Below are 14,511 nucleotides of genomic sequence, written 5' to 3'. Positions count from 1 at the left end.
AAGTGTTCGCCCCATGTCCAAGTCGGCAGCAGGTAACAACCGCCGGATCATCCTGGCGGGTGCCAACCCTGGGCTCCGGCTGTTCGACGAGGCCGGCAAGGTGACGGCGTACGCGTCGATCTGGATGGTCGACTGGTCGATCCGCGGCGCCGGGACGGCGGTCGTGCTCTGGTTCGACGGGATCGTCCGGGTGGTGTCGGAGGACGTCGACCTGGCCGCCTGGCTGGAGCGCTACTTCGTCCGCTCGTTCCTCGAGGTCCAGGGCCTGCCCTGGCACGAGCCCGCGGTCGAGCGCGACCTCGTGCAGGTGTCGATGAACCTGGCCGACGGGCTGAGCGCGAAGGCCGCCGACATCCAGATCGAGATGGGCGGGGTGCTCGACCGCCGGCTGTTCGCCACCGACAACTTCCAGCTGGCCGAGGGCAACCACAGCCTCAGCCTGGTGATCGCGCCGGTCCGGTCCGCGACCGTCTCGATCGGCGGCGCCTCGGTGCCCGGCTTCGTCCAGGTCGACGGCTCACCCGACAAACCGGGCTCCTCCGCCTTTCTCACGACCGCTGAGGTCTGGCGGCGCTAAGCCGGTCTGAGTGCCCACCAGTTGTCCATCCGCTCGACAGCCTGCCGGCCACCGTCGAGCACCCGCTGCAGCCGGAACAGGTACGCCGCGATCCCGGCCGCGCCCTGCATCCAGCCGACCCCCGGCGGCAGCAGCGGATCCTCGTTGCGATGCTCGACGAACCGCCAGTACGCCGTCCCGTCCTCGTGGAACGCCCGCTCCACCAAGGCATCCGCGAGTCGTACGGCGAATTCCAGGTCCTGCTCGTCGCCGTCACGGTGCCACGCGTCCAGGAAGCTGTCGCCGACTCCCGCCGTACCGCAGCAGCGTCCGTCGTTGTCCCAGAAGCCCGGATGCAGCCGCTCGGGGATGCCGGAGTGCCGCACGCTGTCCAGGCAGCGCCGATGCCACACGACCGGCGTCTCACCGGTCACCTTGTCGACGCCGGCGTACTCGAGGGCCCGGAACAGCAGCGACGTGCCGGCTCCGCCGTGGCACCAGTTGTAGGTGTACTCGTCGCCGTGCCGCTCGCTCCACGGGATGACGCGCGGCACCCGGAAGCCCTTGTCGTCATTGATCCCGAGCGTGACCAGGTGCTCGGCGCCGCCGCGAGCCGCGTCGACCAGGTCCGGCCGCCCCAGCTCGACGCCGGCCACGGCGAGCATCGCCGCGATCCCGGCCAGGCCGTGCGAGAAGTTCGGCATCTCGCCCGGCGGTTCGGCGCAGAAGCGGCGTGGGACGAACTGCCAGTTGTCCGGCTCCTCTTTCTCGCCGAGAAGCAGGTCAGCTGCCCGCTCGGCCAAGGCTTGCGCGTCCACCCCTCGGCGACCGGCCCACAGGGCACCCATGAGTACGGCGCCGGTGCCGAGCGTCGCGTCGTTCGCGACCGCGCCAGGGAGGTACTTGGGCGCGTCGAGGAAGCTTTCGTGCCAGCCGTCGTCCGTGGCCAGCTCGGTGATCCGGTCCAGTGCGGGCTGCGAGGCGGGTTCGCCGAGGGCGGTGAGGACGCCGATCGCGCTGACCAGGCCGTCGAAGTAGGTGATCGACTGATCCGCCGGGATCGCCGCGTGGCTCCGGTCCGCGATCCCGGCGGCCAGCCCGGTTTCCGCCTCGGTCCAGGGGCGGGCCAGCTTGATCTCCGCCAGGGCGTGGGCAAGGCCTCCGACACCGCTGTGCATGCCTTCGAGGTACTCCCGCGGCTTGTCACCACCGGCCGCCTCGGGGATCCAGGGGCCGGCCGCGTCCCACTGCACCTGCTGCAGGACCCAGGCCCAGGCGGCTTCGCCGAGTTCGCCGTACGTCATGATCGGGCGTTCCGGAGCCGGATGCCGCTCCACTCGAGCGTGCTGACGATGACCTCGGCCCAGAAGTCGTGCAGCCGGGGCAGCACGCGCAGCTGGATGCCGGCCTCGGCGTGCAGGGCGAACAGGTCGCCCACTCGTTCCGGCGGCGAAAGTGGCCGAACCTCGCTCGTGGCGACCACGGCGGCGTCGAGCTCGGCGAACGGCTCGGCAGGCAGGCGGTAGGCGTACAGCTCGACGGAGCGCATCGCGTCCAGCCAGCCGTACTCGACGGCGTGCACGCGGCTGCCGGAACCGGCGCCGATGATGCGGGCCTGGTCGTCAGGGGTGGTGGAGGGGCCCACCCACGCCATCGCGCGAGGGCGCTGCCTCGGGAACCAGTAGTCGGGAGCCCGGTCGTAGCCGACGGCCCAGACGTACGGGGTGGCCTCGCGCGTCGTCTTGGCGACGTGCGGCCGGAAGACCTCGATGGTCGGATCTTCGGAGAAGTGCAGGACCTCACCAGGCGCCGGACGCATGACCGGCAGCTTAGTCAGGTTGTCGGTGGAGTTTCGCGAAGATTTACGGGTTGAGGCCGCAGTGGTCGCGCAGCCACGGCATCGGGTCGGTGGCGTCGCCGCCGTCCGGGTGCACCTCGAAGTGCAGGTGCGGGCCGGTGGTGTTGCCGGTCATCCCGACCGCGCCGACCTGGTCACCGGCGTACACGGTCTCGCCGACCGACACGCTGAACTTCGACATGTGGTTGTACCAGGTGACGGTGCCGTCCTCGTGCCGGACCTGGACCTGGCGGCCGTAGGCGCCGGCCCAGTCGGCGAAGATCACCACACCCTTCATCACGGTCTTGATCGGGGTGCCGATCGGAGCCGCGAAGTCGGTGCCGGTGTGGTTGCGGGCCCAGCGGCTGCCGCCCTGGCCGAAGGTCGCGGTGATGTGGTAGCCGGAGATCATCATCTCGCAGCGGGTGGCCGACTCGCGGGCCTTCCGCTCCGCCTCGTCGGCGGCGGCCTTGGCCTTCGCGAGGGCCGAGGCGCGCTTGGCGGTGAGGGCCTGGGTGGCGGTGAGCTTCGCGGCCCGGGCCTTGGCCAGCTGGGCGGCGGCTGCCTGCTTCTTGTTCGTCTCGTTGCCGGCCAGCTGAACCCGGGAAGAGTCACGGGTGGCGAGCTGGCGGGCCTGGATGCGTGCGGTGGTGATCCCGGACAGTTGCCCGTTGTCCATGCTGAGAGCGGCGAGGTTCACCGCGGAGTTCGCCTGGGTCGGCGAGGCGAGCGAGCTGTGACTGAACCCGACAGCTCCTGCCGCCGCAGCGAGCGCTGCGGTCAAACCGACGATCTGGGAACTGCTCGGAGTGTTTCGCCTGGCAACGCGATGCTTGGCACTGTGTCGTCCTGCGCCGGGATTGCGCGCAGCGTTGCCTGGCGTGACGCGGTTTCCCGCGGCACGGTGCTGGGACACAACGTGGCCTTTCGGTCACAGGGGAGGGGCTTGTGGAAGGGCTCCATGACTGGAGGGGCTGGAGCTCTTCCCACCCGTCCGGAGGCTTTATTCCCGGTCGGGCTCCACGCACGATAACGGATCAGTCACGAGGCGACAAACCCTGCCACCCACTTTTCCGCGTCTCCTTCACGAAACCTTTGCATGAGCGGCTGCACGTGCATCCGCTCCAACCGCTCAGAAAGCTGACTTGTCAGGCAACTGTGTCCTGCTCGTCCAGATGGGCCAGCACACCGGTGATCTGGTGTACGACGTCACCGTGGAACGGCAGGGACAGGTGGCCCACGCCGTTCACGCGGACGTTACTGGCCACCAGGTCGGCGTGCCGAATCCGGGCCCGCCGCTGCGGGACGATCAGCTGGTCGACGTCGCTGTAGAACGCGACGAACCGGGTTGTGCAGTCGGGCGCCGGCTCGGCCAGCTCGGTCATCAGCTCGCTGTCCGGCCGCACCTGCTTCACGAGCGGCCACGGCAGCAGCCGCGCGGCGACGGTGCCCTGGTGCGGAGTGCCGAGCGTGACGCAGGTGTGAACTCGCTCATGGCCGCCGAGCCGCTGGATGTAGTACCGGGCGATCAGCCCGCCCAGGCTGTGCCCGACCACGTGCAGCTGGTCGGACCCGGACTCCTCGCAGATCCGCTCGATCTCCTCGCCCATTCGTTCCGCGGTACGGCGTACGTCCAGCGTCAGCGGTGAGTACGAGAACGTGTGGATGCTGCTGAACCCCCGGCGCATCAGCTGCCGGCGCATCAGGGCGAAGATGGTGTGGTTGTCGATGATCCCGTGGGTCAGCAGGATCGGCGTCCCGGCGGCGCGGACGTTGCTGACCAGCAGCCCGCGCTGCGCCGGAGTCAGGCCGGCCAGGTTGAGCCGGCGGGTGGCCGTGCCGGACCCGCCGACCAGGCCGAGCGGATACATCGCGAGGTGGGTGGTGAGCCACCCGATCTCCACGGCCGCGCCTTGCAGCACCCGCGGTGACAGGGCGGACCGCGCGCTGTACCTGATTCCGTCCAGCGCTCCGCGTACGTCGTCCTGCCAGGTACTCATGGGCGACTCCTCACGGCAACCAGACCCCCCGATTGGTCCGATCTCTTCCAAGGTAACCGGTTCCCATCCGGCGTGTCGGGGAACACATACCGCCGTGTCTTAACCGTGAGGAATCGAGCGGCTAGCCTGCGAGCATGCCTACGAGCCCTCTGCGCGTCGTCGTCGCCAAGCCCGGCCTGGACGGTCACGACCGCGGTGCGAAGGTGGTCGCCCGGGCGCTGCGGGACGCCGGTATGGAGGTCATCTACACCGGCCTGCACCAGACCCCCGAGCAGATCGTCGAGACCGCCATCGCCGAGGACGCGGACGCGATCGGCCTGTCGGTGCTGTCCGGCGCGCACATGACCCTGTTCAAGCGGGTCCGCGAGCTGCTCACCGAGCGGGAGGCCGACGACATCGTGGTGTTCGGCGGCGGCATCATCCCGGACGCCGACCTGCAGCCGCTGGCCGAGCTCGGCGTGCACAAGATCTTCACCCCCGGCGCCACCACCACCGAGATCGTCGACTGGGTCCGGACCAACGTCGGCGACGCCTCCGCCTCCCCGGCCTGAGATCCGGCCACCGCCCGGGCCTGCGGCCCGGAAAACGCCCGTTCCGCTCCGGAGCGTGATGGCGACTGCGTGGAGTCGTACTGAACGAATACCGTCCGTTCAGCAAGGTTACTAACCGGTAATACCGAATCGTTAAGAAAGACCCGGTTGTGCGGGCAGTCGAATCGCGGTCGCATACAGCCATGCGGCTGTCCGTTTCAGAGGCTGTCGAGCGGCAAGGTGTGTGGCTCAGGACACATCACCCCCGTCGTCGGTTACTGTCCGGACAGGCGGGATCGCAGTGCGGTGGGGGACTGTGACCCAGGCAGGCAGGACCAAGCGATATCCCATCGGGAGAGGGCAGGTAAACGATGAGGTTTGAACGATCACACACGCGCAAGGCGGTCGCCTTGGCGGTCGCCGGCAGCCTGGTGCTGCTCGCGTCCGCGTGTGGTGGTGACGACGGGAGCGGTGGCGACAGCGGCTCGACCGGGGGAGCGCTGGAGGGTCGCGGCCCGATCAACTTTGCCACCGGCAAGGACACCTCCGGGAACCTGACGAACCAGGTGAACGCGTGGAACTCCCAGCACCCGGACGAGAAGGTCACGGTCACCGAGCTGCCCGAGTCCGCGGACCAGCAGCGGGCCCAGATGATCTCGAACGCCCAGATCAAGTCCGACGCGTTCAGCGTGCTGAACCTGGACGTGGTCTGGACCGCCGAGTTCGCCGCCAACCGCTGGATCACGGAACTGCCGCAGGACCAGTTCCCGGATCTCGGCAAGCTGCTGCCGTCGACGCTCGACACGGCCAAGTACAAGGACAAGCTGTACGCCGTCCCGGTCACGTCCGACGGTGGTCTGCTGTACTACCGCAAGGACCTGCTGGACAAGGCAGGCGTGCAGCCGCCGAAGACCTGGACCGAGATGCAGGCCGCCTGCGACAAGGTCAAGGCGCTGCCCGAGGCCAAGTCGGCCAGCTGCTACGCGGGTCAGTTCGAGAAGTACGAAGGCCTGACGGTGAACTTCTCCGAGGCCGTCAACGGTGCGGGCGGCGTGGTCGTCGGTGACGACGGCAAGCCGAACGTGGACACCCCGGAGGCGCTGGCCGGGCTGACGTTCCTGGTGGACGGATTCAAGTCCGGGATGATCCCGAAGGCCGGCATCACCTACACCGAGGAGCCGGGCCGCCGGGCGTTCCAGGAAGGCAACCTGATCTTCCACCGGAACTGGCCGTACGTGTACGCGCTGGCGAACAAGACCGACGGCTCGTCGAAGATCGCCGGCAAGTTCGGGGTCGCGGCGCTGCCGGGCAAGGACGGCGCGGGTGTGTCCACGCTGGGTGGCCACAACTACGCGATCTCGGAGTTCACCAAGAACAAGGCGACCGCGGCGGACTTCATCAAGTTCATGTCCAGCGAGGAGCGGCAGAAGGCGAACATCGAGAAGACCTCGCAGGCGCCGACCTGGGCTTCGCTGTACGACGACGCCGCGCTGAACAAGCAGTTCCCGTACCTGGCCCCGCTGAAGGCCTCGATCGAGACCGCGAAGTCGCGGCCCAAGGTGGTCAAGTACGGCGATGTCACCACGGCCATCCAGGAAGCGGCGTACGGCGCTCTGACCGGCACGACGCCACCGAAGGACGCGTTGGCCGACCTGCAGACCAAGTTGAGCTCGCTCATCACTCAATGACCGAAGCGGCGGGGCCGGCGCGCAGCTTCACCGCTACGTGCCGGCCCCGGCCTGTCGCAGCCCGCTGGAGGCGGGCGGAGAGAAGGAGGCAGAGGTGAGTACATCCGCACCGGTCGCACAGCGGCCGACGCCGGAGTCCACCAAGAAGCCCAAGCGGCGGAGCTCGTTCAACGAGGGCACCGGCCGGCTGGCGGCGTTGCTGTTGTCGCCGACCATGATCGTGCTGATCCTGGTCGTCGGGTTGCCGATCCTCGCCGCGTTGCGCGAGTCGCTGTACCAGAGCGGTCAGCGGATCGACGAGTCAGGCTTCGTCGTCCAGGGCTCCGAATTCGTGGGTCTCGAGAACTACTCGGCGATCTTCTCCGGCGAGACCGGCGAACGATTCTGGAACGCTTTCTACAACACCACGTTCTTCACAGTCACCTGTGTGCTCCTGGAGACCACCTTGGGTGTCGCGATGGCCCTGGTGATGCACAAGGCGTTCAAGGGCCGTGGCATCGTACGGGCCAGCATCCTGGTCCCATGGGCGATCCCGACCGTCGTCTCGGCGCTGCTGTGGAAATGGATCTTCCAGGCCGACGGTATCGCCAACGAGATGCTCGGAACTCAGATCCTGTGGTCCACCGAGGGCTGGCAGTCGGTGCTGTCGGTCATCATCGCCGACACCTGGAAGACCGCGCCGTTCATCGGGCTGCTGGTGCTCGCGGGCCTGCAGACGATTTCGAACGACATCTACGAAGCCGCGAAGGTCGACGGGGCGAGCCCGTTCCAGCAGTTCATCCGGATCACGATGCCTTTGGTGAAGCCGGCGCTGCTGGTGGCAGTGCTGTTCCGCATCCTCGACACGCTGCGGATCTTCGACCTGCCGTTCGTGCTGGTCGGCCCGAACAAGGAGTCGGTCGAGACGCTGTCGATCCTGGCGTATCTCGAAGCCAACCAGACCCGGTACGGGCCTGCGGCGGCGTACGCGACCTTGCTGTTCGTCTACGTCGCTGTGGTCGCGTACGTGTTCGTCAAGCTGCTGGGCGCCGACGTGTTCGGTGACGCCATCCAGCGGAAGCCGAAGAAGAAGAGCGGGAACGGGCGAGGCCGGGGCAAGCAGCAGGAAGCCCCGGCCCAGGCGTTGGCCGGGCTGACCGCCAGTGGTGGCGGCGGCGGAGGAGGTGCGTGATGACTGTTGCCGAGAAGGCCCCGAGGGTGATCGACGTCAAGGCTGCCGAAGCGCCGTGGTACCGGCGTTGGCTGCCGCTGATCGGTGTCGCGCTGATCGTGCTCTACTGCCTGGTGCCGTTCTTCTGGATGGTGGTGTCGTCGCTGCGGCGGCCGACCGACCAGTTCGAGAACTCGATCATTCCGTCGCCCATTTCGCTGACCAACTTCCGAGACGTGTTCACGCCCGGCACCGGGTTCCAGCGTGCTCTGCTGAACAGCCTGATCGTGGCCGGCACGGTGACGATCCTGACGCTGATCATCGGGATGGTGGCCGCCTACACCCTGGCCCGGCTGGAGTTCCGGGGCAAGAACTTCGTGCTGGCGGTCATCATCGTCACCTCGATGTTCCCCGGGATCTCGCTGGTGATCCCGCTGAAGAAACTGTTCAGCGACATCGGGTGGATCAACACCTACCAGGCGATGATCGTGCCCAGCCTGTCGTTCGCGCTGCCACTGGCGGTGTGGCTCCTGACCGCGTTCTTCCGGCAGATGCCGCGAGAGCTCGAGCAGGCCGCGATGGTAGACGGCTGTACGCCGGCCCAGGCGTTCCGCAAGGTGATCCTCCCACTGGCCGCACCGGGTGTGTTCACCACCGCGATCATCACGTTCATCGCGGCCTGGAACGAGTTCCTGATCGCGCTGAGCATGGTGAATCGGAAAGAGATCCAGACCGCGAACGTGGTCATCTCGCAGTTCACCGGTACGTCGGGACGCGACCAACCGTTCGGCAGCCAGATGGCCGCCGGCGTGGTGGTCACGATCCCACTGGTGATCGCCGTGCTGCTGTTCCAGCGCCGTATCGTCGCCGGCCTGACGGCAGGTGGCGTGAAGTGAGCTGGTTCCGCAACCGGTCGGACGCCGACCGCCGCGACCGGGACGACCGGGCGCGGCGGGACCGCGAGGACCGGGAGCGGAGGGACCGCGAGGACCGGGAGCGGAGGGAGCGCGAGGACCGCGACCGGCGGGACCGCGAAGACCGGGACCGCCGGGAACGGGACGAACGCGATCGCGCCCGCTCCCGCTAGCCGTCCGAAAGGGCCGGAGTCGCTCAGGCGACTCCGGCCCTTTCTTTTGCTCGCCTTGTTCAGCTGGACAGCCAGGCCGTGGCGTCGGCCGGGAGCCGGCCGTCGACCAGCGGCTCGCTGGTGAGCAGGACCCGCTCGTGGGCAGGCAGTGGGACCGGGGACTCGCTCAGGTTGGTGACGCAGCGGAAGCCGGGCGAGCGGGTGAACGAGAGGACGCCGGCGGGCGCCTCCTCGTCCCAGCTGAGGCGGCCTTCGCCGAGCGCCTCGGTCTCGCGGCGGATCCGCAGGGCCGCCTTGTAGAGGTTGAGGTGGCTGTCGGGGTCGGCGGCCTGCGCCTCGGCGGTCAACGCGGCCCAGTCGGCCGGCTGCGGGAGCCAGGGCTGGCCGGCGCCGGTGCCGAAGCCGAAGGGCGGCTCGGTGCCGGACCACGGGATGGGCACCCGGCAGCCGTCGCGGCCGCGGACGGTGTGGCCCGAGCGCTCCCACACCGGGTCGTCCAGGACCTCCTCCGGGAGATCCTCGACCTCGGGCAGACCGAGCTCGTCGCCTTGGTAGATGTACGCGCCACCCGGCAGCGCCAGCTCGAGCAGGGCTGCGGCCCGCGCACGGCGTCGCCCCAGTTCCAGGTCGGTCGGCACCGAGCCGGCGGGCATCGAGGCGCGCTTCTGGTCGCGACCGTAGCGAGTGCGGTGCCGGATCGTGTCGTGGTTGCTCAGCACCCAGGTCGCCGGGGCGCCGACCGCCCAGAAGTTCTCGGTGGTGTGGTCGATCACCTCCCGCAACGCCTCAGCGTCCCATGGGCACTGGAGCGCGTCGAAGTTGAAGGCCGAGTGCAGCTCGTTCGGCCGGACGTACTGCGCGAGCCGGTCGGCGGGGGACAGCCAGGCCTCGGCGACGAACACCCGTGGGCCGAGCGGGCTGTCGGCGTACTCGTCGGCGATCCCGCGCCAGCGCTGGTGGATGTCGTGCACAGCGGGTTGGTCGTACGTCGGATGGCCGGCGTACTTGTCCCGGGTGACCTCACCGTTCGGCTGTGGAACCACGTCGGGCAGCGCCGGGTCCTTGGCCATCGAGTCGGCCACGTCGATCCGGAACCCGTCCACGCCGCGGTCGAACCAGAACCGCAGGATCGCGTCGAACTCCTCGACCACCTTCGGGTGGTCCCAGTTCCAGTCCGGCTGCGAGATGTCGAACAGGTGCAGGTACCACTGCCCGTCGTCGATCTGCTGCCAGGCGCCGCCGCCGAACGCGGCCGGCCAGTTGGTCGGCGGCAGACCGCCCGGCTTGCCGTCGCGGAACCAGAACAGGTCGCGCTCCGGAGAGCCCTTGCCGGCCGCCAGCGCGGCCTTGAACCACGGGTGCTCCCAGGAGCAGTGGTTCGGGACCAGGTCGATCAGGATCCGGATCCCGAGCGCGTGCGCCTCGGCGATCAGCGCGTCGGCGTCCGCCAGGGTGCCGAACTCGGGGTTGATGTCGCGGTAGTCGGACACGTCGTACCCGCCGTCGAGCAGCGGCGACGGGTACCAGGGGCTGATCCAGATCGCGTCGATGCCGAGGTCGGCGAGGTAGGGCAGCCGGGCCCGGATGCCGTTCAGGTCGCCGGTGCCGTCCCCGTCGGCGTCGGCGAAGGAGCGCGGGTACACCTGGTAGACGACGGCGCTGCGCCACCAGTCGTCAGCTGGTCTGGTTGCGGGATCAGTCATGCGACCTAGCCTGACATGAGCCGTCGGGGACCTGTGACGGTCGTCTCAGCGCGTACCCCGGGTGTTGCGGCGGCCACGGAGGTGACTAGTGTCAGGCGCGACGGAGCGCGCCGGCGACCGTGCCCTTTCTCGGGACCAGCCCGCCTGCCGCGGCCTACTCGAACAGGTGCGAGAGAGGGACCACAGTCGTGGACTTGATGGAATACCAGGCGAAGACGGTCTTCGCCAAGCACGGAGTGCGGACGACCGTAGGTGAGGTCGTCACCACTCCGGAGGAAGCCCGCGCGGCGGCCGAGAAGATCGGCGGCCGGGTGGTGGTGAAGGCCCAGGTGAAGACCGGCGGCCGCGGTAAGGCCGGTGGCGTGAAGCTGGCCTCCTCGCCCGACGAGGCGGAGGAGAAGGCTCGCGAGATCCTCGGTCTCGACATCAAGGGCCACATCGTCCGGACGCTGAACATCGTGCCGGCCGCCGCGATCGCGGAGGAGTACTACTTCTCCTTCCTGGTCGACCGGGCGAACCGGAACTACCTGTGCATCGCGTCCGCGGCCGGCGGCATGGAGATCGAGGAGGTCGCGCACACCAACCCCGAGGCGGTGGCGAAGGTCTCGATCGACCCGGCCACCGGGGTGGACGAGGCGAAGGCCCGCGAGATCGCCCAGGCCGCGAAGTACCCCGACGACATCCTGGACGCCGTCGTGCCGGAGATCGTCAAGCTGTACGGCGTCTTCGTCGGCGAGGACGCCTCGCTGGTCGAGGTGAACCCGCTGGTCAAGCTCGCCGACGGCAACGTCGAGGCGCTGGACGGCAAGGTCACGCTGGACGAGAACGCGGACTTCCGGCACCCGGAGCACGCCGAGTTCGAGGACGTCGCGGCGGCCGACCCGCTGGAGGCGGCGGCGAAGGCCAAGGGCCTGAACTACGTGAAGCTGGACGGCTCGGTCGGCATCATCGGCAACGGCGCCGGCCTGGTCATGTCCACCCTGGACGTGGTCGCGTACGCCGGTGAGCCGTACGGCGTGAAACCCGCCAACTTCCTCGACATCGGCGGTGGCGCGTCGGCGGAGGTGATGGCGAACGGGCTGGAGATCATCATCTCCGACGCGCAGGTGGAGAGCGTCTTCGTGAACGTCTTCGGCGGCATCACCGCCTGTGACGCGGTCGCGAACGGCATCGTGCAGGCGTTCGAGCTGTTGGCGAGCCGCGACGAGCACGTCACCAAGCCGCTGGTCGTCCGGCTGGACGGGAACAACGCCGAGGAGGGCCGCCGGATCCTCGACGAGGCCGGGCTGGCCGGTCTGGAGCGGGTCGACACGATGGACGGCGCCGCCAAGCGGGCCGCCGAGCTGGCTGCGAAGTAAGGGATCGCTGAACATGTCTATCTTCCTGACCAAGGACAGCAAGGTCATCGTCCAGGGCATGACCGGCTCGGAAGGCACCAAGCACACCACCCGGATGCTTGCCTCCGGCACCAACATCGTCGGCGGCGTGAACCCGCGCAAGGCCGGCCAGAGCCAGGACTTCGACGGCAAGGCGGTCCCGGTCTTCGGCACCGTCGCGGACGCCGTCAAGGAGACCGGCGCGAACGTGTCGGTCATCTTCGTGCCGCCGAAGTTCACCAAGGACGCGGTGCTCGAGGCGATCGAGGCCGCGGTGCCGCTGGTCGTGGTGATCACCGAGGGCGTGCCGGTGCACGACACCGCCGCGTTCTTCGCCGCCGCGCAGGCGTCCGGTACCACGCGGATCATCGGCCCGAACTGCCCCGGCATCATCACCCCGGGGGAGTCGAACGCGGGCATCATCCCGGCCGACATCGCCGGCCAGGGCCGGATCGGGCTGGTGTCGAAGTCGGGCACGCTGACCTACCAGATGATGTACGAACTACGCGACTTCGGGTTCTCGACCGCGATCGGGATCGGCGGTGACCCGATCATCGGGACCACCCACATCGACGCGCTGCAGGCGTTCCAGGACGACCCGGACACCGACGCGATCGTGATGATCGGCGAGATCGGCGGCGACGCCGAGGAGCGGGCGGCCGCGTTCATCAAGGAGAACGTGACCAAGCCGGTCGTCGGCTACGTGGCCGGCTTCACCGCCCCCGAGGGCAAGACCATGGGCCACGCCGGCGCCATCGTCTCCGGCTCCTCCGGCACGGCGGCCGCCAAGCAGGAGGCCCTCGAGGCCGTCGGCGTCAAGGTAGGCAAAACCCCCACCGAAACCGCCAACCTCATGCGCGAAATCATGGAAAACCTCACCAAGTAAGCACGAAACAACCCCGCCCCTCGCTTCGCTCGGGGCGGGGTTGGAACAGCCCAAGCAGCTCGCCTGCCGGACGAGCCCCCCGACAGGCGAGACCTGGTCGGGGTAACCCCGGCAGGCGGGGCTTGAACTCCAGCCCGTCCCCGAGCGAAGCGAGGGGACGGGTGGTTTTATTTGTAGGTCGCGGCGCGTTCGGCTGCGCGGGTCAGGGTGTCGTTGAAGGCGGCGTCGGAGATGTCGAGGCCTTTCAGGACCGGGAAGAGGACGTAGACGGCCTGGGTTCCGTACTGGGCGATGCCGATGCGGTAGGTGAAGGTCTTCCCGCCGCCGGTGTCGTACGACGCCCGCCAGCTCTCGCCCTTGACCACGCTGGTCGAGACCGTCCCGGTCGACTTCACCTTCGCGTTCGAGACGTTCTTCTCGCAACTGTCGACGTTCTTGCGGACCTGGTCGACGAAGCTCTTCGCGGCGGCCGCGGTGGCGAACTTCGCGACCGTGTCGTCCATCCCGAACTCGGTCGGCACCTTGGCCTCCGGCGTGACGTAGGTCAGCGTGCCGGACTTGGTCGCCTTCGCCTTCTTGAAGTCGAGCTTCTCGCAGCCGGTGCCGGCGCCGGTCTTCGCGCTCGCGCTCACCCACGGCTTGTCGATGACGCTCAGCACCGGCAGGTCGACCGGCGCCATGAACCCCGGCGCCTCGGTGGTCGGCAGCAGGCTCGGCCTGGCCACCGGCGCGCCCGCGCCGCAGCCACCGCTCTCCGAGCAGATCCGCTTCAGCCCGGCCGTCGCCGCGGTCAACACCGGCCCCGGCTTGGGCGGCGTACCCGACAGGGTGTCGTGCTCGAGCACCATGGTGGCCTGGCCGGCGACCGTGACGGAGATGGTCTTGTACTTCGTCTTGCCGCCGGACGGCTGGCCGAAGACGGCGATCACGCCACGCTCGCCGACGCCGGTGGTGATGTAGCTCGCGGACAGCCGGAGCTGCGGTGTGGTGCAGGCGCTCAGCCAGCCGACGATCGTGCTGTAGGCCTTGGCGGCGGCGGCCTTGTCACTCGACACCTCGACGTACTGCACCGCGGTGTCCTTGGTGGCCGAGTTCTGGAAGGTGCGGACCCAGGTGCGCAGCCCGGCGGGGTCGGCGAACCGCTGGGACTGGCAGACGAATGCCCGCTCCGGCGCGCTGCTGCCGTCCGCGGTCTTGGTGATCGCCCAGGCGCCGGTCGCGCCGAGCGGCTTGGCCGTGGTCGCGTCGAGCAGGGCCTTGTCGTCGACGAGCATGCTCGTGTTGGCCGACTTGTCGTCGGAGGCGCCGGTGTTCGGGCCCGAGGCGTCGTCGCCGCCGAAGGCGTTCAGGGCGGCGACCCCGCCGCCACCGACCAGCAGAACGACCGCGACACCGGCGGCGATCGTCTGGTTCCGCTTGCGCGCCTTCTGCCGGCGCGCCTCCCGGGCAGCGGCTCGACTGCCGCCGCGGGCTGCACGGTGGGAACCGGCCAAAGCTCGACCTCCTGACTGATTCCACCCGACAGTACCCGGTGGTGCCCGCCTGTCCCCAGTCAGCCGGATCGCGGACACCAGTAGGTGCCCGTCCGCCGACTGAGCGTGAACAAGCGGGGGGAAGTCTTCCATATCCGGCGTGTCAGAACGAGTGGTCCCCCGCTGCGGGGGACCATGAGAGTCGGATGAGCGAGCGCAGCGAGCG

Annotated in this window: 14 protein-coding genes; 8 read left to right on the top strand and 6 right to left on the bottom strand. The window is 68.8% G+C overall.

The features are described from left to right. Positions 1-13 precede the first annotated feature (13 nt). A complete protein-coding gene (locus ACWCOV_RS03980; RefSeq protein ID WP_449827723.1) occupies positions 14-577 on the top strand; it encodes a hypothetical protein in 564 nt (187 codons plus the stop codon). Here the strand turns inward: ACWCOV_RS03980 and ACWCOV_RS03975 are convergent. The 4 genes from ACWCOV_RS03975 to ACWCOV_RS03960 all read right to left on the bottom strand — a co-directional run bounded on the left by ACWCOV_RS03975 (position 574) and on the right by ACWCOV_RS03960 (position 4,393). Continuing rightward, entirely contained in the window at positions 574-1,893 is a 1,320-nt protein-coding gene (locus ACWCOV_RS03975; protein WP_449827722.1) for a lanthionine synthetase LanC family protein, read from the bottom strand. The two genes, ACWCOV_RS03980 and ACWCOV_RS03975, sit on opposite strands and share 4 nt — an antisense overlap. Continuing rightward, on the bottom strand, positions 1,857-2,375 hold the full coding sequence (locus ACWCOV_RS03970) for a DUF6886 family protein (protein ID WP_449827721.1): 519 nt from the start codon (positions 2,373-2,375) through the stop codon (positions 1,857-1,859). Before ACWCOV_RS03970 ends, ACWCOV_RS03975 begins: the two co-directional genes overlap by 37 nt. A gap of 43 nt (positions 2,376-2,418) precedes the next feature. Continuing rightward, positions 2,419-3,177, bottom strand: coding sequence for a M23 family metallopeptidase (locus ACWCOV_RS03965; RefSeq protein ID WP_449827720.1), 759 nt, complete (start codon positions 3,175-3,177; stop codon positions 2,419-2,421). A gap of 364 nt (positions 3,178-3,541) precedes the next feature. Continuing rightward, positions 3,542-4,393, bottom strand: coding sequence for an esterase/lipase family protein (locus ACWCOV_RS03960; protein WP_449827719.1), 852 nt, complete (start codon positions 4,391-4,393; stop codon positions 3,542-3,544). Positions 4,394-4,527: 134 nt separating this feature from the next. On the opposite strand from ACWCOV_RS03960, the gene ACWCOV_RS03955 reads away from it, so the two are divergent. From ACWCOV_RS03955 to ACWCOV_RS03935, 5 genes are all read left to right on the top strand, one after another. Continuing rightward, complete coding sequence (locus ACWCOV_RS03955; protein ID WP_360537624.1) at positions 4,528-4,944, top strand: cobalamin B12-binding domain-containing protein; 417 nt, start codon at positions 4,528-4,530, stop codon at positions 4,942-4,944. Between the two features lie 350 nt (positions 4,945-5,294). After that, complete coding sequence (locus ACWCOV_RS03950; protein ID WP_449827718.1) at positions 5,295-6,611, top strand: ABC transporter substrate-binding protein; 1,317 nt, start codon at positions 5,295-5,297, stop codon at positions 6,609-6,611. 94 nt (positions 6,612-6,705) lie between these two features. Continuing rightward, a complete protein-coding gene (locus ACWCOV_RS03945) occupies positions 6,706-7,782 on the top strand; it encodes a carbohydrate ABC transporter permease (protein ID WP_449827717.1) in 1,077 nt (358 codons plus the stop codon). After that, positions 7,779-8,657 carry a carbohydrate ABC transporter permease gene (locus ACWCOV_RS03940; RefSeq protein WP_449827716.1) on the top strand — a complete coding sequence of 293 codons (879 nt, stop codon included), beginning with the start codon at positions 7,779-7,781 and terminating at the stop codon, positions 8,655-8,657. Before ACWCOV_RS03945 ends, ACWCOV_RS03940 begins: the two co-directional genes overlap by 4 nt. After that, positions 8,654-8,848 carry a hypothetical protein gene (locus ACWCOV_RS03935; RefSeq protein WP_449827715.1) on the top strand — a complete coding sequence of 65 codons (195 nt, stop codon included), beginning with the start codon at positions 8,654-8,656 and terminating at the stop codon, positions 8,846-8,848. Before ACWCOV_RS03940 ends, ACWCOV_RS03935 begins: the two co-directional genes overlap by 4 nt. Before the next feature lie 59 nt (positions 8,849-8,907). Here the strand turns inward: ACWCOV_RS03935 and ACWCOV_RS03930 are convergent, their stop codons facing one another. After that, positions 8,908-10,551 (bottom strand): glycoside hydrolase family 13 protein, encoded by a 1,644-nt coding sequence (locus ACWCOV_RS03930; RefSeq protein ID WP_449827714.1) that lies wholly within the window; start codon positions 10,549-10,551, stop codon positions 8,908-8,910. A 188-nt stretch (positions 10,552-10,739) separates the two neighbouring features. Between ACWCOV_RS03930 and sucC the strand changes: the two genes are divergently transcribed. Both sucC and sucD read left to right on the top strand, forming a co-directional pair. Next, positions 10,740-11,909: an ADP-forming succinate--CoA ligase subunit beta gene (gene sucC, locus ACWCOV_RS03925; protein WP_449827713.1), complete on the top strand. Its 1,170-nt coding sequence runs from the start codon at positions 10,740-10,742 to the stop codon at positions 11,907-11,909. Between the two features lie 13 nt (positions 11,910-11,922). After that, positions 11,923-12,813, top strand: a complete 891-nt coding sequence (gene sucD, locus ACWCOV_RS03920) for a succinate--CoA ligase subunit alpha (RefSeq protein WP_449827712.1) — start codon at positions 11,923-11,925, stop codon at positions 12,811-12,813. Positions 12,814-12,980: 167 nt separating this feature from the next. Here the strand turns inward: sucD and ACWCOV_RS03915 are convergent, their stop codons facing one another. Further along, complete coding sequence (locus ACWCOV_RS03915; RefSeq protein WP_449827711.1) at positions 12,981-14,306, bottom strand: hypothetical protein; 1,326 nt, start codon at positions 14,304-14,306, stop codon at positions 12,981-12,983. Between the last annotated feature and the right edge of the window lie 205 nt (positions 14,307-14,511).

The sequence above is a fragment of the Kribbella sp. NPDC002412 genome, from assembly GCF_053592935.1.
The sequence above is the reverse complement of the archived record's forward strand: the minus strand, read 5'-3'. Positions and strand labels throughout refer to the sequence as shown.